At 67.8% G+C, this 20,567-nt stretch carries 20 protein-coding genes; 9 read left to right on the top strand and 11 right to left on the bottom strand.

The window, feature by feature from the left end:
• Positions 1-63: 63 nt before the first annotated feature.
• The gene (locus INR38_RS24050) at positions 64-552 is read left to right on the top strand and encodes a DUF3237 domain-containing protein (RefSeq protein WP_207444049.1); all 489 of its coding nucleotides are present in this window, start codon (positions 64-66) and stop codon (positions 550-552) included.
• A gap of 47 nt (positions 553-599) precedes the next feature.
• Complete coding sequence (locus INR38_RS24055) at positions 600-1,607, top strand: tripartite tricarboxylate transporter substrate binding protein (protein ID WP_013803189.1); 1,008 nt, start codon at positions 600-602, stop codon at positions 1,605-1,607.
• 3 nt (positions 1,608-1,610) lie between these two features.
• Here the strand turns inward: INR38_RS24055 and nth are convergent, their stop codons facing one another.
• Positions 1,611-2,264 (bottom strand): endonuclease III, encoded by a 654-nt coding sequence (gene nth / locus INR38_RS24060; RefSeq protein ID WP_207444047.1) that lies wholly within the window; start codon positions 2,262-2,264, stop codon positions 1,611-1,613.
• 232 nt (positions 2,265-2,496) lie between these two features.
• Here nth and INR38_RS24065 point away from each other — a divergent pair, with 232 nt between their 5' ends.
• A complete protein-coding gene (locus INR38_RS24065; RefSeq protein ID WP_207444045.1) occupies positions 2,497-3,570 on the top strand; it encodes a PDDEXK nuclease domain-containing protein in 1,074 nt (357 codons plus the stop codon).
• Positions 3,571-3,647: 77 nt separating this feature from the next.
• Here the strand turns inward: INR38_RS24065 and INR38_RS24070 are convergent, their stop codons facing one another.
• Positions 3,648-4,556 (bottom strand): LysR family transcriptional regulator, encoded by a 909-nt coding sequence (locus INR38_RS24070; RefSeq protein ID WP_207444043.1) that lies wholly within the window; start codon positions 4,554-4,556, stop codon positions 3,648-3,650.
• Positions 4,557-4,671: 115 nt separating this feature from the next.
• On the opposite strand from INR38_RS24070, the gene INR38_RS24075 reads away from it, so the two are divergent.
• The 4 genes from INR38_RS24075 to INR38_RS24090 all read left to right on the top strand — a co-directional run bounded on the left by INR38_RS24075 (position 4,672) and on the right by INR38_RS24090 (position 8,793).
• Entirely contained in the window at positions 4,672-6,159 is a 1,488-nt protein-coding gene (locus INR38_RS24075; protein ID WP_197942992.1) for an amidase, read from the top strand.
• Between the two features lie 59 nt (positions 6,160-6,218).
• Positions 6,219-7,205 carry a tripartite tricarboxylate transporter substrate binding protein gene (locus INR38_RS24080; RefSeq protein ID WP_065346291.1) on the top strand — a complete coding sequence of 329 codons (987 nt, stop codon included), beginning with the start codon at positions 6,219-6,221 and terminating at the stop codon, positions 7,203-7,205.
• Between the two features lie 137 nt (positions 7,206-7,342).
• Complete coding sequence (locus tag INR38_RS24085; protein ID WP_043819376.1) at positions 7,343-8,539, top strand: PLP-dependent aminotransferase family protein; 1,197 nt, start codon at positions 7,343-7,345, stop codon at positions 8,537-8,539.
• Positions 8,536-8,793 (top strand): SlyX family protein, encoded by a 258-nt coding sequence (locus INR38_RS24090; RefSeq protein WP_088165271.1) that lies wholly within the window; start codon positions 8,536-8,538, stop codon positions 8,791-8,793. The genes INR38_RS24085 and INR38_RS24090 overlap by 4 nt, the downstream gene beginning before the upstream one ends.
• Positions 8,794-8,848: 55 nt before the next feature.
• On the opposite strand, the gene INR38_RS24095 is transcribed toward INR38_RS24090, so the two are convergent.
• The 3 genes from INR38_RS24095 to INR38_RS24105 form a co-directional block, all read right to left on the bottom strand.
• Positions 8,849-8,983, bottom strand: coding sequence for a DUF3149 domain-containing protein (locus tag INR38_RS24095; protein ID WP_012204679.1), 135 nt, complete (start codon positions 8,981-8,983; stop codon positions 8,849-8,851).
• Positions 8,984-9,181: 198 nt separating this feature from the next.
• Entirely contained in the window at positions 9,182-10,609 is a 1,428-nt protein-coding gene (locus tag INR38_RS24100; RefSeq protein WP_207444042.1) for a M20 family metallopeptidase, read from the bottom strand.
• Positions 10,606-11,634: a tripartite tricarboxylate transporter substrate binding protein BugE gene (locus INR38_RS24105; RefSeq protein WP_207444040.1), complete on the bottom strand. Its 1,029-nt coding sequence runs from the start codon at positions 11,632-11,634 to the stop codon at positions 10,606-10,608. The genes INR38_RS24100 and INR38_RS24105 overlap by 4 nt, the downstream gene beginning before the upstream one ends.
• Before the next feature lie 190 nt (positions 11,635-11,824).
• Here INR38_RS24105 and INR38_RS24110 point away from each other — a divergent pair, with 190 nt between their 5' ends.
• Together INR38_RS24110 and INR38_RS24115 are read left to right on the top strand one after the other, a co-directional pair.
• On the top strand, positions 11,825-12,814 hold the full coding sequence (locus tag INR38_RS24110) for a LysR family transcriptional regulator (protein WP_063326597.1): 990 nt from the start codon (positions 11,825-11,827) through the stop codon (positions 12,812-12,814).
• A gap of 116 nt (positions 12,815-12,930) precedes the next feature.
• On the top strand, positions 12,931-13,470 hold the full coding sequence (locus tag INR38_RS24115; RefSeq protein WP_096915845.1) for a DUF2721 domain-containing protein: 540 nt from the start codon (positions 12,931-12,933) through the stop codon (positions 13,468-13,470).
• A 9-nt stretch (positions 13,471-13,479) separates the two neighbouring features.
• On the opposite strand, the gene INR38_RS28915 is transcribed toward INR38_RS24115, so the two are convergent.
• The 6 genes from INR38_RS28915 to INR38_RS24145 are packed head-to-tail and all read right to left on the bottom strand — an operon-like array spanning position 13,480 to position 20,279.
• Positions 13,480-13,926: a type IV pilin protein gene (locus INR38_RS28915; RefSeq protein WP_278251446.1), complete on the bottom strand. Its 447-nt coding sequence runs from the start codon at positions 13,924-13,926 to the stop codon at positions 13,480-13,482.
• A 2-nt stretch (positions 13,927-13,928) separates the two neighbouring features.
• Positions 13,929-17,249 carry a PilC/PilY family type IV pilus protein gene (locus INR38_RS24125; protein WP_207444038.1) on the bottom strand — a complete coding sequence of 1,107 codons (3,321 nt, stop codon included), beginning with the start codon at positions 17,247-17,249 and terminating at the stop codon, positions 13,929-13,931.
• A 10-nt stretch (positions 17,250-17,259) separates the two neighbouring features.
• Entirely contained in the window at positions 17,260-17,817 is a 558-nt protein-coding gene (locus tag INR38_RS24130; RefSeq protein WP_062794134.1) for a PilX N-terminal domain-containing pilus assembly protein, read from the bottom strand.
• 2 nt (positions 17,818-17,819) lie between these two features.
• Positions 17,820-18,932 (bottom strand): prepilin-type N-terminal cleavage/methylation domain-containing protein, encoded by a 1,113-nt coding sequence (locus tag INR38_RS24135; RefSeq protein ID WP_207444036.1) that lies wholly within the window; start codon positions 18,930-18,932, stop codon positions 17,820-17,822.
• Positions 18,929-19,417 (bottom strand): type IV pilus modification protein PilV, encoded by a 489-nt coding sequence (gene pilV, locus INR38_RS24140; RefSeq protein ID WP_207444034.1) that lies wholly within the window; start codon positions 19,415-19,417, stop codon positions 18,929-18,931. Before pilV ends, INR38_RS24135 begins: the two co-directional genes overlap by 4 nt.
• A 19-nt stretch (positions 19,418-19,436) precedes the next feature.
• A complete protein-coding gene (locus INR38_RS24145) occupies positions 19,437-20,279 on the bottom strand; it encodes a GspH/FimT family pseudopilin (protein ID WP_198819266.1) in 843 nt (280 codons plus the stop codon).
• Positions 20,280-20,567: the final 288 nt, after the last annotated feature.

Below are 20,567 nucleotides of genomic sequence, written 5' to 3' on the forward strand. Positions count from 1 at the left end.
CGACCGGCCCGGGCAATGGTGCTTATGCTAGGTCCCGATTCCATCCACCGGAGCCCCAGAACCATGCCAGATGACGTGCCGCAGCTTGCGGCCTTGCCCGATCCGTGCTTTCGCTTCTTCGCCGACCTGAGCGTGCAGGTGGGCCCGCCGCAGGAGGTCGGTGCCACGGCGCACGGCGGGCGCCGACTGATCCCCATCCTGGGCGGCACGGCCCAGGGCGACGGCTGGAGCGCGCGCGTGCTGCCCGGAGGCGCGGACTTCCAGCGCATCGTGCACGGCGGGCTGGCCGAGCTCGATGCGCGCTATGTGCTGGAGACCGATGCCGGCGACCTGATCTATGTCTGCAACCAGGCGCTGCGCAGCGGCGACCCGGCGTTCATGGCAAAGCTGGCGCGCGGCGAGCCTGTGGACCCCGCGCACATCTATTTCCGCTGCGCGCCCCGCATGGAGACGGCCAGCCGTGCGCTGGCCTGGATCAACGAGCGCCTGTTCTTCGGCACCGGCGCGCGCCATCCCGATCGCGTGCAGATGCGCTTTCACGAACTGCTCTGAGCCGCGCCTTTCCCCTCTCGATACCCACAATGCAGGAGACAAGACACATGAAAAACCAGGCATCGAAGTCGCGCCGCACCGCCGTGGCCTGCGCACTTGCCGCCGTGCTGGCCACCGGGCTGGCTCCCTGGACCGTGGTCGGCGCCCAGCCGGCCTTTCCGAGCAAGCCCGTGCGCCTGCTCGTCGGCTTTCCTGCGGGAACGGGGCCGGACATCGTGGCGCGCCTGCTCGCGCAGAAACTCTCCGAGCAATGGGGCAACCTGGGCGTGGTCGTGGACAACAAGCCGGGCGCTGGCGGCCTCATCGCCGCCAGCGAGGCGGCACGCGCCGTGCCTGACGGCTACACGCTGATGCTGGGCGAGACCGGCCAGCTCAGCATTGCGCCCAACACCTACCAGCGCCTGCCCTACGACCCGCAAAAGGACTTTGTGCCCGTCAGCCAGGTCGTCACCTCCGACTTCGTGCTGCTGGTCAATCCGCAGAAAGTGCCGGCCCGCAATGTGCCCGATTTCGTGGCCTGGGCGCGCCAGCGCAAGGAGCTGTTCATCGCCACCTTCGGCGCCGGCACGCCCGGCCACTTCGGCGCCTTCATGTTCGGCAATGCCGTGCAGCTCAAGCCCGAGCCCGTGCACTACAAGAACACCAACGATGCCCTGGGCGGCCTGTTCAGCGGCGACGTGCAGGCCGTCTTCGCCACGGCGGCCCTGGCCGCGCCCCAGGTCAAGGCCGGCAAGCTCACGGCCCTGGGCAGCACGGGCGCCACGCGCACCCAGTCGATGCCCGAGCTGCCCACCATCCGGGAGCAGGGCTATCCGTCGCTGGAGTTCAATTCCTGGTTCGGCGTGGTCGCGCCCGCCAAGACACCGCCCGAGATCGTGGCCAGGCTGCAGGCCGACATCGTGCGCGCCCTGCAGCAGCCCGACAGCCGCAGCCGGCTGGAGGAGGCGGGTTTCCGCGTGACGGGCACCACGGGCGACGAACTCGCCCGCATCATGCGCGCCGACACGGTCACCTGGGGCAAGGCCGTGGCGGCCACGGGGTTCAAGGCCGATTGAGGCTCAGCGCTTGCCCGCAGCCGGGGCAGGCGTCTTGGGCGAGTAGTCGCAGTACGGCGTCACCACGCATTCCCAGCAGCGTGGCTTGCGGGCCTGGCAGACGTAGCGGCCCAGCAGGATGAGCCAGTGGTGCGAGTCCACGGCATAGGCCGGGGGCACGCGCTTCATGAGTTGCATCTCCACGGCCAGCGGCGTCTTGCCCGGTGCCAGGCCCGTGCGGTTGCCCACGCGGAAGATGTGCGTGTCCACGGCCATGGTGGGCTCGCCAAAGGCCACGTTGAGCACCACGTTGGCAGTCTTGCGTCCCACGCCGGGCAGGGCTTCCAGTTCCTCGCGCGTGCGCGGCACCTGGCCGCCGTGGCGCTCGACCAGGATCTGGCAGGTCTGCATCAGGTGTTTGGCCTTGCTGCGGTACAGGCCGATGGTCTTGATGTAGCCCTCCAGCCCTTCAAGTCCCAGGTCCAGGATGGCCTGGGGCGTATTGGCCACGGGAAACAGCTTGCGCGTGGCCTTGTTCACGCCCACGTCCGTGGCCTGGGCCGACAGCAGCACGGCAGACAGCAGCTCGAACACATTGGTGTATTCCAGCTCGGTCTGGGGCGAGGGATTGGCGGCCTTGAGCGTGGCGAAGAAGGGTTCGATGCTGGTGGTTTTCATTGTGGGGGGCGCGTATCCATCGATGTGGCGTGCATTGTCATGCAAGCGCGGGTATTTGAAAGTGCGTAACAGGCTCTAGGAATGTTCTGATTTTTCATGTCTGCCAGGGTCAGATCGTCTGGTTATGCAGATGCGGCGTTGACTGGCCAAGGCCGCATCGCAATAGTCGGCCGGATCGATTTCGCCGACACCAGACATCCAGACATCACGCCACCAGGAGGGGGGCGACCACATGGCCACTCGCAAGATATCCGTTTCTCCCGCGCTCGCATCGTCACAGGCCCTGCTGGGCAATGTGCGGGACCTGATCGAGGCCGCGCGGCTTCGCGTGGCAGCCAACGTCAACAGTGAACTCACCCTGCTGTACTGGCACATCGGCCAGCACATCCATGGCCATGAATCCGAGGTGCGGCAGGCAGGCTGCAGCGATGAGGTCCTGCCGGTGCTGGCCGGTCATCTGGTCCAGGACTATGGCAGCAGCTTCTCGGAGAAGAACCTGTGGCGCATGACGCAGTTCTCCACCGCGTTTCCCGACCAGCCCCTGGTCGTCTCGCCGACCCGGAAATTGAGCTGGGCGCATTTCATCGTGCTGATTGCGATCAAGGACCCAGTGCAGCGCGAGTACTACGCCAGCATGGCGAGCCTCGAGCGCTGGAGCGCACGCACGCTGCGCAGCCGCATCGACTCCCAGCTCTATGAACGCCTGGCGCTGCCCTGCGATGCCGAGGCGCTGATCGCGCAGGAGCCGGTCACGCCGCGCAGCACGGAGCGCATGTCACCGGCGCTGTTCATGCGCGATCCCTACATCTTCGACTTTCTGGGGCTGCACGATGCCTGGCAGGAGGGCGACCTGCAGGCCGCCATCATCCGCGAGATGGAGGCCTTCCTGCTGAGGTCGGGCACGGGCTTCACCCTGGTGGCGCGGCAAATGCACATGCATATGGATGAGCAGGACTTCCACCTCGATCTGCTGTTCTACAACCGCAAGCTGCGGCGGCTGGTGGCGGTGGAGCTGAAGGTGGGCGAATTCACGGCCGAGGACAAGGATCAGATGGAGCAATACCTGCGCTGGCTGGACCGGCATGAGCATGAGCAGGGCGAGAACACGCCGATGGGCATGGTGCTGTGCACTGGCAACAGCTCCGAGCAGATCGAGCTGCTGGAACTGGGGCTGCGCGGCGTGCAGATGGCTGAGTACCTGCCCGGCCTGCCTGAGCGCCAGACGCTGGCACAGCGGCTGCGGCAGGCCACGCGCCGGGCGCAGTGGCATTGGGCGCAGCGCCAGCTGGAAGGCGGGCCGGCCTGAGCGCCTGCCACTGCGCTTGAGACCCGTTCCCCTTCTTCTTCTTCTTCTTCTTCCTTCGTTCCCTTCTCCTCTTCCTCCTATCCAGCCGGCAGCAGTTCCCGCAGGTGCTCCACAAACGCCCGCACGCCCTTGGACAGGGTGCGTCCGGACAGCGTCTGCAGCTCGATGGCGCGCGCATTCATGCCGCGCTCGCGGATGGGCGCCGCATGCAGCTCGCCTCGTCGCACGCGCTCGCGCATGGTGACCTCACCGCCCAGCGACAGGCCGCCGCCGTGCAGCACGAAGTGCACCAGGGTCTCGAACTGGCCGCTGACCAGGGCGGGCTCGAACACCAGGCGGCGGTGGCTGCAGGCGATGTCGAACAGCTGGCGCGCGGTGTTGGCGTCCTCGGGCAGGGCAATGGCATGGGGATGCATCTGGGCCAGGGTGATGCTGGCATGCCGGGCCAGCGCATGGTCGGGCCGCATGATGGCGACCACGGGCGAGACCTGGCGGTGCCAGACCTCGATGTCACGTGCCGCCGCGCGGCTGTAGGTCAGGCCCACATCGGCCTCGCCGCCCAGCACGGCCTGGGTCACGGCGGCAGGCGCCTCCACGCGCAGGTGGAACTGCATGCCCGGGTGCTGTTCGCGGAACAGCGCCATGGCGCGTGGCAGGAACTCGATGGCAAAGCCGCCCGAGCTGCACACGCGCACCACGCCCCGGCGCAGGCCCTGCAGGGCCTCGATGTCGGAGACCACACGGTCGGCCTCCAGCGCACCGCGGCGTGCGTGGGCGGCCAGCAGCTCGCCTGCCGGGCTGGGCGCCATGCCGCGCGGGCGGCGCTCGAACAGCGGCACGCCCAGCATCTCTTCCAGTCCGGCGACCTGGCGGCTCACGGCCGAGGGCGAGACATTGAGCCGCGTGGCGGCTTCGCTGACCGAGCCGCTGCGCACCACTTCGAGAAAGTAGCGCAGGGCCGTGTCCTGTAGGCGGTTGGAAAGCATGGTGGCCTGCTCGTGGTTTGCGAAAAACGCAACGATAAGCCAAGAAAAAGGCGATTGTCGAAATAATTTCGCCTGCTTATGCTGACTTCGTTCTGTCACAAAAACGAGGAAATCCATGGAGTCAAACGCAAGCACCGCAACGCAGCAGCCGGATCTGGCCACCGGGGGTGGTGGCGTCGTGGAGATGTCGGCCGTCGCGCTGTCAAAGGCCATCCAGGGCCGCGATCTGTCCTGCGTGGAGGTGCTGGATGCCTATTGCGCGCAGATCGACCGGCTCAACCCCTTGGTCAACGCGCTGGTGTCTCCGCTGGACCGCGACTGGCTGCGCGGCCGCTCCCGTGAGCTGGACACGCTGCTGGCGCGCGGCCAGAGCCTGGGGCCGCTGCACGGCTTTCCCCAGGCACCCAAGGACATCATGCCGGCGGCCGGCATGGTGACGACCAAGGGATCGCCCATCTTCGCGGGCCAGGTCTCGCAGACCGATTGCGTGGTGTTCGAGCGCATGCGCGCAGGCGGTGCGCTGTTTGTGGCGCGCAGCAATTCGCCCGAGTTCGGCCTGGGCGGCCATACCTACAACCCGGTCTACGGGACCACGCGCAATGCCTTCGATCCTTCGCGCTCGGCAGGTGGCAGCAGCGGCGGAGCCGGCGTGGCCGTGGCGCTGCGCATGCTGCCCGTGGCCGATGGCTCGGACATGATGGGCTCGCTGCGCACGCCGGCCGCCTTCAACCATGTCTACGGACTGCGCACCTCGGTGGGCTGCGTGCCGCATGGCCCTTCGGAAGAGGTGTTCTTCCAGCAGTTCAGCGTGGCCGGCCCCATGGCGCGGGACATTCCCGACCTGGCCCTGCTGCTGTCCGTGCAGGCAGGCTTTGATGCACGCCTGCCGCTGACCCGCCGCAGCGAGCCGCCCAAGGACTGGACCGCGCAGCTGCAGCGCGATTGCAAGGGCCTGCGCATCGGCTGGCTGGGGGACCTGGGCGGGCACCTGCCCACCGAGCCCGGCCTGCTGGAGACCTGCCGCGCGGCGCTGCGGCATTTCAAGACCATCGGCTGCACGGTGGAAGAGGCCGTGCCGGCCTTCGACTTCGAGCGCCTGTGGCGCGCCTGGATCGACCTGCGCAGCTTCAGCGTGGCCGGTGCCAACGCCGCCCTGTACCGCGACCCGGCCACGCATGCCCTGCTCAAGCCCGAGGCCCTCTGGGAAATCGAGCGCGGCCTGGCGCTGCCGGCCATGGCCGTCTATGACGCGGCGCGTGTGCGCTCGGCCTGGTACGAAACCCTGCGCCGCCTGTTCGACAGCTACGACTTTCTGGTGCTGCCCTCCGCCCAGGTCTTCCCGTTCGATGCGGCGCTGGACTGGCCGCATGCCGTGGGCGGCCGCGAGATGGACACCTACCACCGCTGGATGCAGACCGTGGTGCCCGCCACCATGGCCGGCTTGCCGGCACTGGCCGCGCCCGCAGGTTTCGGGCCGCAGGGGCTGCCTGCCGGGCTGCAGATCATCGGCCCGGCACAGGCCGATCTGGCCGTGCTGCAGATCGGCCATGCCTATGACCAGGCCGGCGGCTTCTCGCGCGTGCGCAGCCCGCTGCTCGACTGAAACCGCTGCATCGAGTTTTCCCAGGTTCCCGTTCCCTCGTCCCCCAGGAGATCCGCGCCATGGCCTTGTCCCGTTCCCGTTTTCTGTCGTGTCTGATGGCCGGTGCCACGGCACTTGCGCTGCCCGCAGCCAAAGCCCAGCCCCAGTCCTACCCGGATCGCCCGATCAAGCTGGTCGTGCCGTTTGCGCCGGGCGGCGCCACCGACATCCTGGGCCGGCTGCTGGCCACCTCGCTGGGTGAACGGCTGGGCCAGCCCGTGGTCGTGGAAAACCGCCCCGGTGCAGGCACGGTGGTGGCGGGCGCGCTGGTGGCCAAGGCGCCGCCCGACGGCTACACGCTGCTGCTGGGCGCCAGCACCACGCTGACGCTCAACCCCGCCATCCGCAACCCGCTGCCCTATGACCCGCTGCGCAGCTTCACGCCGCTGGGGCTGGTGGCCGACATGGGCCTGGTGCTGGTGGCCCATAACGAAACGCCTGCACGCACGCTGCCCGAACTCGTGGCCCTGGCCAAGGCCGACCCCGACAAGCTGTCCTACGGCTCCTTCGGCACGGGATCCTCGGTGCACTTCGGCGGCGAAATGCTCAAGACCGCCACGGGCATGCGCATGGTGCATGTGCCCTTCAATGGCAGCTCGCCCAGCCTCACCGCGCTGATGGGCGGCCAGGTGCAGGTGGCCGTGGACACGGTGGTGGCCACCACGCCGCTGATCAAGGCCGGCAAGATCCGTCCCATCGCAGCGCTGGGCCCGCAGCGCCTGGCCCTGCTGCCCCAGGTGCCCACCGTGGCCGAAAGCGGCTACCCGGGCTTTGCCATGGACACCTGGTTTGCCTTCCTCGCCCCGGCCGGCCTGCCCGCACCCATCCAGAAGAAGCTGGAAAAGGCGCTGGCCGACGCCATGGCCGAGCCGGCCATGAAGAAGAAGCTGGTGGACATCGGCCTGTCGCCCGCATGGGGTCCGGCCAGTGCGCTGCAGGAGCGCATAGAGCGCGAACTGCCGCAAATGCGCGCCGTGGCCGCCAGAGCCGACATCAAGGTGGATTGAACGCAGCTGCCTTCCGGGATAGAGGGGGAAGGCGCGAATCGACTCAGGGGGCTTCTAATCGTGCAGGAAAGCTGCGGCAGGATTGGCGACAATGCAGGCTTCGCCTTTTCATTGCACCGACAAAGAGACTCCTGCCCATGCAATTCGCCGACCGTCTGAACAACGTAGAAACCTCCGCCATCCGCGAGCTGTTCAAGCTGCTGGGCAAGCCCGGCATCATCAGCTTTGCGGGCGGTTTCCCGGACAGCGCCATGTTCGACGTGGCCGGCATCAGCGCCGCCTCCCAGGCCGCGCTGCAGCAGGAACCCGGCGCCGCGCTGCAGTACGGTGCGACCGAGGGCTACCAGCCGCTGCGCGAGCAGATCGCCGCCTTCATGGCCGGCAAGGGCGTGCGCGAGCTGGCCCCCGAGCAACTGGTGGTGACCACGGGCAGCCAGCAGGCGCTGGACCTGTTGGGCAAGACCATGATCAACCCCGGCGACAAGGTCATCGTCGAAGGCCCGACCTTCCTGGCCACCATCCAGTGCTTCCGCCTGTATGGCGCCGAAGTCATCAGCGCGCCCATCGATGCCGAAGGCGCCCAGGTCGATGCGCTGGAGCAACTCATTGCCGAGCACCGCCCCAAGCTGGTCTACCTGATCCCCACGTTCGGCAACCCCAGCGGCGCCATGCTGAGCCTGGAGCGCCGCAAGAAGGTGCTGGAGCTGGCCGTCAAGTACCAGACCCTGGTGGTGGAAGACGATCCCTACGGCGACCTGTATTTTGGCGAAGCGCCTCCGCCCAGCCTGCTGGCGCTGTCCAGCCAGGTGCCCGGCAGCCGCGACTGGCTGGCGCACTGCGGCTCGCTGAGCAAGGTGCTCAGCCCCGGCCTGCGCATTGGCTGGCTGGTGGCCCCGGCCGAGCTGCTGGGCCGCGCCGTGATGTGCAAGCAGTTCAGCGATGCCCACACCAGCACCTTTGCCCAGGCCACGGCCGCGCAGTACCTGAAGTCCGGCGCCATGCCCGCCACGCTGGCCCATGTGCGCGAGGTCTACGCGCGCCGCGCCAAGGCCATGGGCGATGCGCTGCGCGAGCACCTCGGCGATGCCGTGGAATTCCTGCAGCCCCAGGGCGGCCTGTTCCTGTGGGTGCGCCTGACCGGCAAGGGCGGCGCGCTGGCCGATGCCGGTGAGCTGGCCAAGCGGGCCATTGCCCAGGGCGTGGCGTTTGTGCCGGGTGCGCCGTTCTTTGCGCAAAACCCCGATGCCACCAGCTTCCGCCTCTCGTTCGCCACGGCTGACGAGGACAAGATCCGCGAAGGCATCGCCCGCCTGGCCCAGGCGCTCAAGGCATGAGCGTGGCTGACGACGCAGAACACGGCGGCGGGCACGCAGACGCCGGTGCCCTGCAGGCGCGCGTGATGGAGCTGGAGATCAAGGCCAGCTACACCGAAGACCTGCTGGAGCAGCTGAACCTGACCATCTACCGCCAGCAGCAGCAGATCGACCGGCTGCTTGACGAGCTGCGCGACCTGCGCCGCCGGGTGCCCGAAGGCGGACCCGCCGGCGGCGCGACCAATCTGCGCGACGAGCTGCCCCCGCACTATTGAGTGCGCAGGGCTGCTGCGTGCGAATGCCCAGGCCAGCCCCTGCCTGGGCATTTCTTCATTCAAGCGGCTTGTTGGCCACGTGCTTCATCTTGCCCAGGAACAGGCGCAGGAAAAAGCCCGCCATGATCAGCATGAAGACGATGGCGCCCAGGCTCATCAGGCCGTAGTCGGTGGAAAAAAGATCAATCATCAGCTTCACAAGTCCTCCTGTGGTTTGTTGGTATCGGTGGGGTCCCGCTCCAACTATCGCCGTGGCCTGGCGCGGAGGGCTTGTGATGGGTCAACTCGGCGGCGGGGTGGGTTTGCGGCAGCGCAAAGGGGCAAGCCCGGCCAAGCCCGGGAACTGGGCATGGGGTACGAGTCGATCATCCAGGGCGAGCCAAGCCCATCACCCCCGCGTGAACGGCAAGGGCACCTCCGCAGGAATCGGGCACGCATAGGGTCGGCCGCCGCGGCGCTCAAGCAGCTCCGCCTTGGCCTGGGCAATGCGTTCGGGCTGCTCCAGCAAGGCGATGGCCGTGGCCGCCAGCACCTGGGCGGCGCGCACCATGCCTGCGTGGGCCAGGCCGGACTGGCCTTGCGAGACCATCTGCCAGGAATGCAGCGGCGTGCCGAAGGCGTAGCAGGCCACCCAGGCCTGGACGGTGGGCGTGATCCAGCTCACATCGGCCACGTCGGTGGAGCCGAACAGGGTGTCCTCCACGGCAGGATCGTAGGGCGCCAGGCCTTCGAACACGGCCGGCACCTTGCCGCGCAGCACGCTGGCCAGCGGGCGGCTGACCTGGTCCACGTCGTTGCTGTCCAGCGTGGCCTGGAAGTCTCCGGCCAGGCGGTGCAGGCCGGGGTCCACGTGCAGCGGGCCCAGGGCCTGCATCTGCGCATACATCACCTGGTTCAGCGTGCGGTTCTGCAGCAGGTTGGAGCAGGCCTTGTCAAAGACGATCTCCAGCCGGCAGTCCGTCATCAGCGCGGCGCCGCGCGCCACGTTCTGCACGCGCTCATACAGCGCTGCCGCCTCGTGGTTGCGTGCGGCCCGCACCAGGTACAACACCTCGGCGCGCGCCTGCACCACGTTGGGCGACAGGCCGCCCGAGTCGGTGATGGCGTAGTGCACGCGCGCATCAGTGGGCATGTGCTCGCGCAGGTAGTTCACGCCCACGTTCATCAGTTCCACGGCGTCGAGCGCGCTGCGGCCCAGGTGCGGGGAATGCGCGGCATGCGCGGCCTTGCCGTGGAAGATGAATTTCGCCTGGATGTTGGCCAGCGTGCTCTGGCTGAACACGCCGGTGAAGCTGGCCGGGTGCCAGGTCAGCGCCGCGTCCACATCGTCGAAGACCCCGGCGCGGGCCATGAAGGTCTTGCCCGATCCGCCTTCCTCGGCCGGGCAGCCGTAGTAGCGCACGCGTGCCTTGGCGCCGCTGCGGCGCAGGTGCTCCTGCAGCGCAACGGCCGCGAAATGCGCCGAGGTGCCCAGCAGATGGTGGCCGCAGCCGTGGCCTGCCAGGCCCGGGCTGTCGGTGGAAGGCGTGCAGACCAGGGCGCCGCTTTGCTGGTTCAGGCCCGACAGCGCGTCGTACTCGCCCAGGAAGGCCAGCACCGGGCCCTCGTCGCCCCATTCGGCCAGGAAGGCCGTGGGAATGCCGGCCACGCCACGCGTGATGCGAAAGCTCGCCTGCTCCAGCGCATCGATGTGCAGCCGGGCAGAAGCGGTTTCTGCATAGCGCAGCTCGGCCAGGGACCAGATGCTGTCGGCCAGGGCCGCCATGCGCGGGGACTGCTGCTGGAAGAAGTCCTGGAGATGCTCGACTGCGCTCATTCCGGCTTCACCCCTGCCTTGTCCAGCAGCGCCTTGTTGCGCTGCAGTTCGCTGGCGATCTGGGCCGGGAAGCGGCTCTGGTCCATCTCGGTGGCCGAGGCGCCCAGCAGCTTCAGGTGCTTTTGCACCTCGGGCAGGCGCACGGCCTTCACCGACGCATCCTGCAACTGCCGGACGATGGCCGGTGGCGTGCCGGCCGGCACGACCAGCCCGAACCAGCTGATGCCCAGTTCGTTGAGCTGCGCGTAGCCCAGCTCCTTGAAGGTGGGCACATCGGGCAGGTCGGGCGAGCGGCTGTCGCCCGACAGCGCCACGGGGATGAGCTTGCCGCCCTTGATCTGGGGCATGGCCGAAGGCAGCTGGTCGGTCATCACCTGCACCATGCCGGCCAGCGCATCGTTGAGCGCCGGCCCGTTGCCGCGGTAGGGGACGATCTGCACCTGGGTCTTCATGGTCTCGTTGAAGGACGCCACCATCAGATGGCCCAGCGTGCCCAGGCCCGGCACGCCCGCGCTGTAGGCGCCGGGCTGGGCGCGCAGCTTGGCCAGAAAGCCCGGGAAATCCTTGACGCCCATCTTGGGGTGGACCATGTAGACCGACGGCATGGTCACCAGATTGGCCACGGGCAAAAGCCTGCCTTCCAGCTTGGCGGCGCGCGTGTACAGCGAGGGATTGATGGTGGCCGTGCTCACCGTGGCCATGCCGATGGTGTAGCCGTCAGGCGCGGCCTGGGCAATGCTTTCGGTACCGATCAGGCCGCCAGCGCCGGCCTTGTTGTCCACCACCACGGGCTGGCCCAGTGTGCTGCGCAGGCCCTCTGCGATCACGCGCGCAACGATGTCGGTGGAGCCGCCTGCCGCAAACGGCACGATGAGCTTGACCGGCTTGTTCGGATAGGCGTCGGCCGCATGGGCCGTGGAGGCCATGTGGGCCAGGGTGAGGCCGCACAACACGGCGGCTAGACCGGACGTGCCCAGCGAGAGCAGGGTGCGCCGCGGCAGCTGAAAGAGGGGTTTGGCTTGCATGGCATGGGTTCCATCAACGGTGAAGGAGCCGCAGGCCTGGGCCGCGCCGGCTCCCGATGCAGGCGACTATAGAAATCCTGCCGCCCGCGTGGGCCACGGTATTTGTGCCAAGCTATAAGCCGTTCCGATAGCTTGCCCTGCGCCGCCTGTGGCGCGCCAGGGCCTGCCTGGGGAAAACACTGAGACTCCCATGAGCAATGACTTCGATGACCGCGACGGCCTGGACGATGCGGCCACGCCCCAGGGGCGGCTGCTGTATTCGCGCCTGACCAAGCATGTGCGCCTGCGCCAGCTGCAGCTGCTGGTGGCGCTGCAGCAATGCGGCTCGGTGGTGCAGGCCGCCGCCACGCTGCACATGAGCCAGTCGGCCGCCACCCAGGCGCTGGCCGAGATGGAGCGCGTGCTCGACATCCGCCTTTTCGAGCGCCATGCGCGCGGCATACGCCCCACGCTGGCCGGTCAGACCCTCGTGGACACGGTGCGCGGCGTGCTGGCCGCACTGGAGGAGGTGGCGGAATCGCTGGCCGCCATTCGCCGGGGCGCGGCGGCCGCGCTGCGCCTGGGCGCCATTCCGGCGGCAGCCCTGGCCATTCTTTCGCCCCTGCTGGCGCGGTTCTATGCCGAACACCCCGAGGTGCATGTCGATGTGCACGAAGACGCCAGCACCCGGCTGCTGTCCCAGCTGCTGGGCGGCGGGCTGGACGCGGTGTTCTGCCGCGAGCCGGCGCTGCTGCCCGGCCCCTTCGTCTTCGAGCCGCTGCTGGCCGACACGGCCGTGGTGGTGGCCGCACGCTCGCATGCACTGGCCGGGCGCCGTGACGTGCCGCTGCAGGCCTTGACCGGCGCGCGCTGGGTGCTGCCCACGGCCAACATCGCCGTACGCGGGATTTTCGAGGCCGAGGTGCTCCAGGCGCTGCCCGATGCGCCCTGGTTTCCCGTCTCCACCGTTTCCCTGCCGATACTGGAGGGCCTGTTGAGCCAGCCCGGCGCCGTGGCCCTGGTGCCGCTGAGCATTGCGCCGGGCCTGCAGACCCATGCGCGCGTGTGCCGGCTCGATGTGCGGCTGACGGGCAGGTTGGCGCCCCTGGGCGTGGTCTGCCGGCGCGACCAGGCGCCCGCCCTGCTGACCGAGATGCTGTCGCTGTGCCGGCAGATGCTGCCAGCGCCACCGGCCCGCTGAATGCCAAAAGCTGGCGACATGGCCTCTTGCCGGCCCCGCTTGCGGCCACAATACTGTCCGCGCGAAAACACGGCAGCATGGCCGCACCAGACAACAGAAAGCACGCAGAGGACCGCATGATCAATTGGTCGCTAGACGCCGATACCGTCACCCACAGCATCCAGCTGGCGCTGGCGCCGGTGTTCTTCCTGACGGCCGTAGCCGGCATGATCGGCGCCGTGGCCGGGCGGCTGGCCCGCATCATCGACCGCGCGCGCAAGCTGGAAGAACTGCTGCGCAACCCGCAGGAAGAGGACTTCATCGCGCGCAGCCTCACGGAACTGCACTTTCTGCGCAAGCGCGGCCGGCTGGCCAATGTCTGCATAGGGCTGCTGACCGTCTGCGGCTTTTGCATCGGCCTGACCATTGCCCTGCTGTTCCTGGGCGAGGCCTACGGCATCAACGGCCATGGCTATGCGGTGCTGGGCTTTCTGTTCGGCGTGCTGATGTTTCTCTCGGCCCTGGCCTGCTTTCTCTGGGAAACCATCATGGCCACCAGCCTGCTGGACTTCCACACCCTGACCCGCGTGCGCGCGGCTGTGCGCACCATACAGCGGCCGGAACCTGCCGGGTCCGGGGCGCCGGCCCCAAGCCCTGGGCCGGGCAGCGAACCCTGAGCGCGGCTGCTACCAGCAATCGCGCGCAGGCAGGGTGCCATTGCGGACCCCGCCCACGCCCAGGTGGTCGTAGGTGAAGGTATGGCATTTGTCGCTGAGCTGGCTTCGCAGCGGCGAGGCAATGAGGGTGTAGCTCGATGCGGTGGGGTCAGGGCTCAGCGACAGTTCGTAGAAACCGTCGGGAGATCGGCTGGCATAGACGCCGGTGCCTCCCAGCGTCGCACCCTCGTAGGTCAGGTTGGCGGAAAAGTACTTCTCCATGGCGCCTGCGGCCTCCAGCAAGGCGCGCCTGCCATCGGTGCGGCGGGACTTGCGCAGGTATTCGGCATAGCTGGGATAGGCGATGGCCGACAGGATGCCGATCACGGCCACCACCACCATCAGCTCGATCAGGGTGAAGCCGCCTGCCGCCCGGCGGCGGCCGGGCGTCGGCAACGGGTTGTTCTGCATGCCCATGGTCAGTCCAGGCCCAGCGGATGGATGTCGGCCGGGGTGTCCTCGCGCCAGGAAATGCGCCTGTTGCTCAGCGGCCCCTTGCTTTCGGCCAGCGACTGCAGGCCTGCGGTGCTGTTCATGACCTTGGTTTCCTGCTTGCCGTTGTTCAGGATGGCGGGCTGCGAGCTGATGCCCTCCAGCCGCGCGCCCCCGGTGGCGCGGTCGTTGTCGCCGTAGCGGTCGCTGCCGTCCACCGTACCGTCGCCGTTGATGTCGAACAGGCCGTCGGCATACTTCTCCGCGCCCTGGCCGTCCAGCGAGAGTTCCATCAGCCAGCTATGGCCGCCTGCCGTACACATCTGCGTGCTGGGCACGGCCGTGGTGAAGATGATGCGGTCGCGGCGCAGCATGGGATGGGTGATCAAGCGCTCGCCCGCGTCGGCCAGGGGCATGATCCAGTTCCTGTTGCCGGGGCGGCCGTCGGAGATCAGCCGCAGGGACATCTGCGTGGTGCGGCCATCGCCGTTGGCGGCGCCGGCGTCGACACTGGTGACCTTCAGCACGCTGTGGCTTGCGGAGGAGCCCCCGGTGCCTTCGTCCAGCAGGCTGAAGAAGTACTGGGATGCGGAGGCCGGGGCCGCAGCGTCATGGTCGCCGACCTCGAAGCTCTTGCCCGTGCCGTACAGCAGCTGCACGTGCGATTGCAGCGTGCCGTGGCTGATCTTGGCCTCGGGCCGCGTGGTGATGGGCTGCCCGTGGAAGCTGCCGCCCCAGGGGGTGGTCATCGGTGCAGGAGTGCCGTTGACCGACGGAACGATCCCGTCCCCGTCCCCGCTCGCCGCCATGAGGTCGAAGCGCCACATGTTGCCCTGCAGGTCCCCCGCATAGACGCGGTCCACCAGCCCGTCGTCATCCAGGTCCACGGCAGCCGGCGTGCTCAGGCCATTGGGCCACCTGCGAGTGCTGTCTTGCACGCCTCGGCGAGTGTCCCATTTCCTGTGCAGCGCGCCGGTCTCCAGGTTGACGGCGTACAGCACGGCATTGCCGCTGGTGCTGGCCGCGCCGTCCGCCTCCACATTGTTGTAGCCGTTGCCGAACAGGGCCATCCAGCCTGCCCGGGTCCTGACGATGGAAGGCTGCGCGAAGCTGAAGCCCATGTCCATATCGAAACCGGCCGGTCGGTTGCTGCCCGGTGCGCGCCGGTCGCGGTCGCCGAACTCCCACAGCACGACGTCCTTGGCGGCGGCTTCGGTGATCGCATCGGGATCGGTGATGTCCAGCGCGTACACGCCCTGGCCGCCTGCGCCCAGACCCCCCACGAGGATGGTCCGCCACCGGCCGCCGATGAAGGCATCGGACACCATGGGCGAGCCGTCCACGTAGAAGCGGTGGCGGTAGTTCGGATCGGACAGCTGGCGCAGGTGGGGAATCACGGTCGAGGGGACATAGGCAAAGAGCTCCTGCCCCGTATCCGCGTCGAAAGCATGCAGCATGCCGTCGTTGGCTCCCACGTAGACCATCTTGCGGCGATCGGCCCGTGCCTTGCGGAATTCGCGGTAGGAGGCCTCGGTGTAGGGCATCTCGGGCGCGCCCACATACACCGGGGCCGAGTTCACGATGTCGCCCAGCAGGCTGGTGCGCCTGCGCAGGGGTCCACGGGGCGCTTCCTGCGCCTGGCTGCCCCGCAGGTAGGCCAGCACGTCGGGCGCTCCGATCTGCCTTTGCTGCTCGGGGTTCAATTCATCCCAGGCAAAGGCCACGCCTTGGCGCGTGTCGGGCCGGTAGCTGAGGATGCGGCGTGTCGCAGGAATGCGTGCCTCCCACTGCGCCTGTTCGGCCACCGCAGTGCCTGTGATGCTGTGCGCTGACAGCGTGCCGCTCCAGTCGCGGGGATCGAAGCGTGCCTGGTAGATCCTGGTGCTGCTGGACACGTTGGTGGAGTTGGCCGCCACGGCGGCCACGCTGGAGGAGCGGGCGGCGATGTCGGCGAAGATCGCCTGCAGGGCGGTATCGAGGGTCGCGGGGTCGTTGGCCGCGAAGGCACGCTCCGTGCCCCCGGCGGCGGCCACCTCGTTCAATTGCTCGGGATTGGTGCCGAAGGGCAGGGCGAATCCGATGACGAAGGTCTCCACGTTGGCCTCTTGCCTGAGGCGCCGCGCGGCCTCTGCCGTCTGGCGCAGGCCGGCCGCCATGTCCTGGATGATTCTGCCGTCGGGCCGGGTCGAGGGCAGGCCGTCGGTGAGCAGCACCACAAAGTTGCGGCCGCAGGACTGGGGCAGCGGATAGCAGGCGGGCACATAGCCTTCTCCGGCATTGCGCCAAAGTTCCTCGCCCTGGAAGTAGTCCAGCGCCGTCAGCAGCGTCCCCTCAAGCGGTGTGTTGCCCGCGTTCTGCAGGGGCCGGGCGGGATCACGGGGCGCGTTAAGCAGAAACTGCGAGGTGGCGAGCTTGCGTTCCAGAGCGGCCCTGTGGGCGACGTCCAGCGGCCGGATGGGCTGGTGCAGGAAGCCGCGGCCCGGAAAGCTTTCGCTGAACCAGGCCTGTCCTATGGGAGTGTCGAACATCTGTCTGCCGAAGTCGTAGATGCCCTGGGCATAGTCGGAGTCGGTGGGGTTGAACATTGCCCGGCCCCGGAAGTTGTTGTATCCCGCATTGCCGGTGGTGTTGGTGGCGTTGGTAGTGCCTGTCTTGCCGCTGAAGCATGAATAGACGTCCCAGGGGCCATCGACGGTCTCGTTGGTGCGGAAGCCGTCGGGATTGGCGGGCGTGGGCCCGGCGTTGGCCGTGGCGGAAAAGCAGTGGCTGGAGGTGTTGCCGCCACCATAGAACGGCAAGGCCACGTTGTAGTAGATGAAACGCCCTTTGTCGCTGGGGTTGGGAAACCTGAAGCGCTTGCGGGTGGGGCTGGCGCGCGTGCCCCTCCATTGCGGGTCGAAGTGGTTGGGGTCGTAGCTGACGTCGTATAGCGAGTTGCTCAGGCTGCGCGGGACGACGTCTTCCTGCTGGTAGGCCATCAGGCCCAAGTTCATGCGCCCCTGGTAGCGTTCGATGATGGTGCGGGCAGCGGCGCGGGCGATCTCGGACTTGCTGTCAGTGCTGTCGCTGCCGACGGCGGAGCCGTTCGGGGCCTCGTCCATGCTGTTGGAGTTGTCCATGATGAGCAGCACGTTGGGCGTGGCGTTCTGCGTGGCCATCAGGGGCGCCTGTGAGATGTTCAGGGGCACGGGGCGCACCGGTGCCGTAGGCTGCTGCGCGCGGGGGGCGGCCATGCAGGCAAGCAGCAGCATCGCCACTGCCGCCGGAAAGAGGGGAGGGCAGGGCTTTTGCAGAGGGAGTTTGCGCATGGTCTTTCCTTCAATTGATGTACATGCTTTGCAGCACCACCCGCGAGGCCGGACTGCCATCGGCGCGCCGGGCCGCTCCCATGCCGATGGCCGTCACGCGAAAGACGGGAGGGCGGCCCTGGTCGGCGCCATAGCCCTGCACCACCACGCTTTGAGCAGGGGTCTCCAGCCGCTCGATGAGGTAGCGCGGTGTCGGGGCTCCCTGGGGGCCGGGGGCGGTCTGCCCGGTGTGCGTGCCCAGCGCCACGCCCAGCGTGTCCTGGGCAATGAGCGCCTCGGACCACGAGCTGCCATCTTCCCTGGGCAGGCACAGGCCCGCTGTGCAGGCATCGTCAAAGGCCTCCAGGGCCGGGTTGCGGGTGGTGATGTCCTGCTCCCCGTCGCGCAGCGCGGCCTCGGCGGCCTGGAAGGCGATGTGCCAGTCGTTGCGGTTGCCCGTGGACCGGCCCTGCAGCAGGCCCATGTTCATGGCGGCCAGCGACAGCATCACCAGGGCCATCATGATGATCATGGTGGTGATGAGCGCCAGGCCGCCCTGTGTCCGTGTTTGTGTCCGTGTCCTTGCCATGCTCATTCCACCCGGTTTCGCAGCGTGAAGACCGCGCTGAATTCACGGTACAGCCGCCGATCGGCGGCGGTAGTGCGCCGGGGGGCGCCGTTGCCGTCGCGATAGAAGGTGTAGCTCTGGGGTGCGTGCAGCAGCGCACCCATGCCAGGCGCGGAGGCCATGAGAAGGCGCACTTCCACGGCGCGCACGGCAGGAGGCGGTGGCGGCGGAGGCGGGCCCGGCGTCGTCGCTCTGCCGGCCAGGCCGGAGCCGGTGTTGTTCCATACGCTGTTGCCGGGAGCCTTTTGCTGCACGGCGGCCGAGGGCTGGCCGTGTATGGCCTCGATCTTGAGATCCACGGCCCCTTCGGCCAGCATGCGGCAGCTCAGGTTATTGGCTTTGCCTTGCTCGGGCTTGGGATCGATCAGGCTGCTGGAGCAGTGGATGAGGCCGGTGGCGCCCTGCTGCCCGGTGCCCTCGCTGAGCCGCCCGATGAAGAACAGGTCATTGACTGCGGGCAGCACGCGTGCATCGCGCTTGAGCGGCGTCAGGCCGCAGGCGCCACGGTCCGGAGAGAAGCCGGAAATTCCCGATCCGGGCGGGGGCTGGATGCAGGTATCCAGGAGCACCCGGCGGGAAATGTAGGTCTGCGAGCAATCGGTCGCGACGACCACATCGTTGTCGCTCAGTTGCTGGCTGCTCTTGTGCGTGCCCGTGCCCGCGGTCCTGAGCACGTCCGACCGGGCGCTGGCCTGGGCAGGGACATCTTCCGCGAAACTGGTCCAGGCATCCTGTGCCTGTCCGCGCCGGATGCCTATGGGATCCAGCAGGTTCCAGTGGGGCCCGAGCCTTTCGGGCTCGGCGATGAAGGGGGGAACCTTGGTCAGGGCCGTGCTGCAGCCCGTGAAGCCCGCATTGCGCACCGCCTGGCCCATCACGCCAAAGCTCAGGCGTGCATCGCTTTGCATGCGCGCCAGTGCATTTTCATGGCGCAGCAGGCCTCTTGCGTTCACATACAGTCCCGCCAAGGCGGCCAGGAGAAACAGGGCGATGACCACCGCCACCATGAGTTCCACCAGGGTCAGGCCCTGTTGCGGGCCTTGCTGCGGGCCACGGGATGCCAGCCGATCTCTCATGGGATGACCTCGATGCTGTGTTCTTCGGGGTTTCCATCCCCGCTGCGGGGATGGCTCCAGGTCACGGTGATGAGGGTCTTGCCTTCGGCAGTCTTGACGCTGCCCTGGCCCTGGGCCAGGGCGTTGCCCAGGTCCCTTTGCCACAGGCACAGCCGGTACTGGGCATGGGCCTTGTCGTCTCCGCCTTCGCCAGGGTCGCTGCAGGATCTGGGCGCGGTGCCGCCACCGCCGTCGAAGTCGCCTGCCAGTGCGCCCCGGCGGTTGGCGCGCAGGCGTTCCACCATCTCGGCGGCCTTTTGCACGGCCGCCGTGCGCTGGTAGGAGGCATTGAGGTCGCCCAGGTTCTGATAGAGCCCCTTGAGGGTGCCCAGCAGGCCGGCGGAAATGACCACCAGGGTGACCATGACCTCCACCAGCGTGAAGCCTGCCTGCGATGCCGCAGCTGCGGTGGGGGTGGGGGCGGGGTGTGGATCCTTCCTGTCCATGCGAAGTCCTCGCTTGTGTTCAGAGGCCGGAAGCGGCGCCGGCGCAGTCCACGGCTTGCGGCTTGCGGCTGTCAGAGGCGCGGGGCAGCGGGTCGCGCGGTGCCAGGTCCTGCAGGCCACCGGCATACATGGCGATATGGCGGGCGGGCAGGTGCCGGGCGCGACTCGGGCAGGCCGTGAAGGTCACGTCGGGGTTGCAGGGGTAGGCCACGCGGTGGACCTGCTCGGCGCCCGGTGCGCCCTGGCGGGCCGTGGGCCAGCAGATCTGCCCGTCCGGAAGCGCGTGTACGGCGTGGCCCGCCGATTTCATGCCCTGGCCGCCCGTCGGATACCAGGCGAAGAGATCCACGCTGCGCACGCTGGGAAACACCCTGAGGACTTGGTCGTCCTCGTCGATCACGCGGGGGGTGCTGCCGTCGCTGAAGGCGATCAGCTCGCCGGACCAATCCTGGAGCCCCTGATAGGGACCACTGCCGATGGCGGTGTCGCTGCAGGCCTTGCGGCCCGCGCTGGCAGGGCAGATGGTGATGCGCTGGTTGCGTCGTCCCGCCTCGTGCTGGGCCATGCGCAGGGCCGCGGACAGGCGCATCAGTGCGGACTCCTGCTGGCTGGCCTGCACCATGTCGTTCATGTTGGGGGCGGCAATGGCCAGCAGGATGACCATCACGGCCAGGGTCACCATGATCTCCACCAGGGTGAAGCCCTGGTGGCGCCCTGCGGGCGGCGCAGGCATGCCGCCGGCTTCGCGGCGCCGCTGGCATGCCGCATGCGCAATGAATGGAATGCGCAAATGAAAAGCGAAGGAGTACTCCTGCATTGCCTGTCCCGTGTATTCGTCCCTGTGTATTCCTGTGGTGGTCATAGGCGAATCCTGAATATCCGGCAATGGAGGCATTGCCGGAGATGTCGATTTCCTGGATATGGCAAGTATTTCGAGGCGCGTATATTGCCTGGGTGATTTTCAAAAAGAGTGGCAGCTTTATGAAATTGCCTTGAGGCCCGCGAATTCTCTAGGCTCCCGGCAAATGATGTCAAGGCTTTTCAGAAAATCTGAGTCCTTCTTTTTGCCCCCGGGACGCTTGTATCCGCCTTATGGGAATGCTCCTATTTTATTTCTAGGACTGTTCCTGTTTGAATTTTCCGGGCGTGC

The organism is Delftia sp. SD018 (assembly GCF_017355445.1).
In the GTDB taxonomy this organism is placed as follows: Bacteria; Pseudomonadota; Gammaproteobacteria; order Burkholderiales; family Burkholderiaceae_C; genus Comamonas; species Comamonas acidovorans.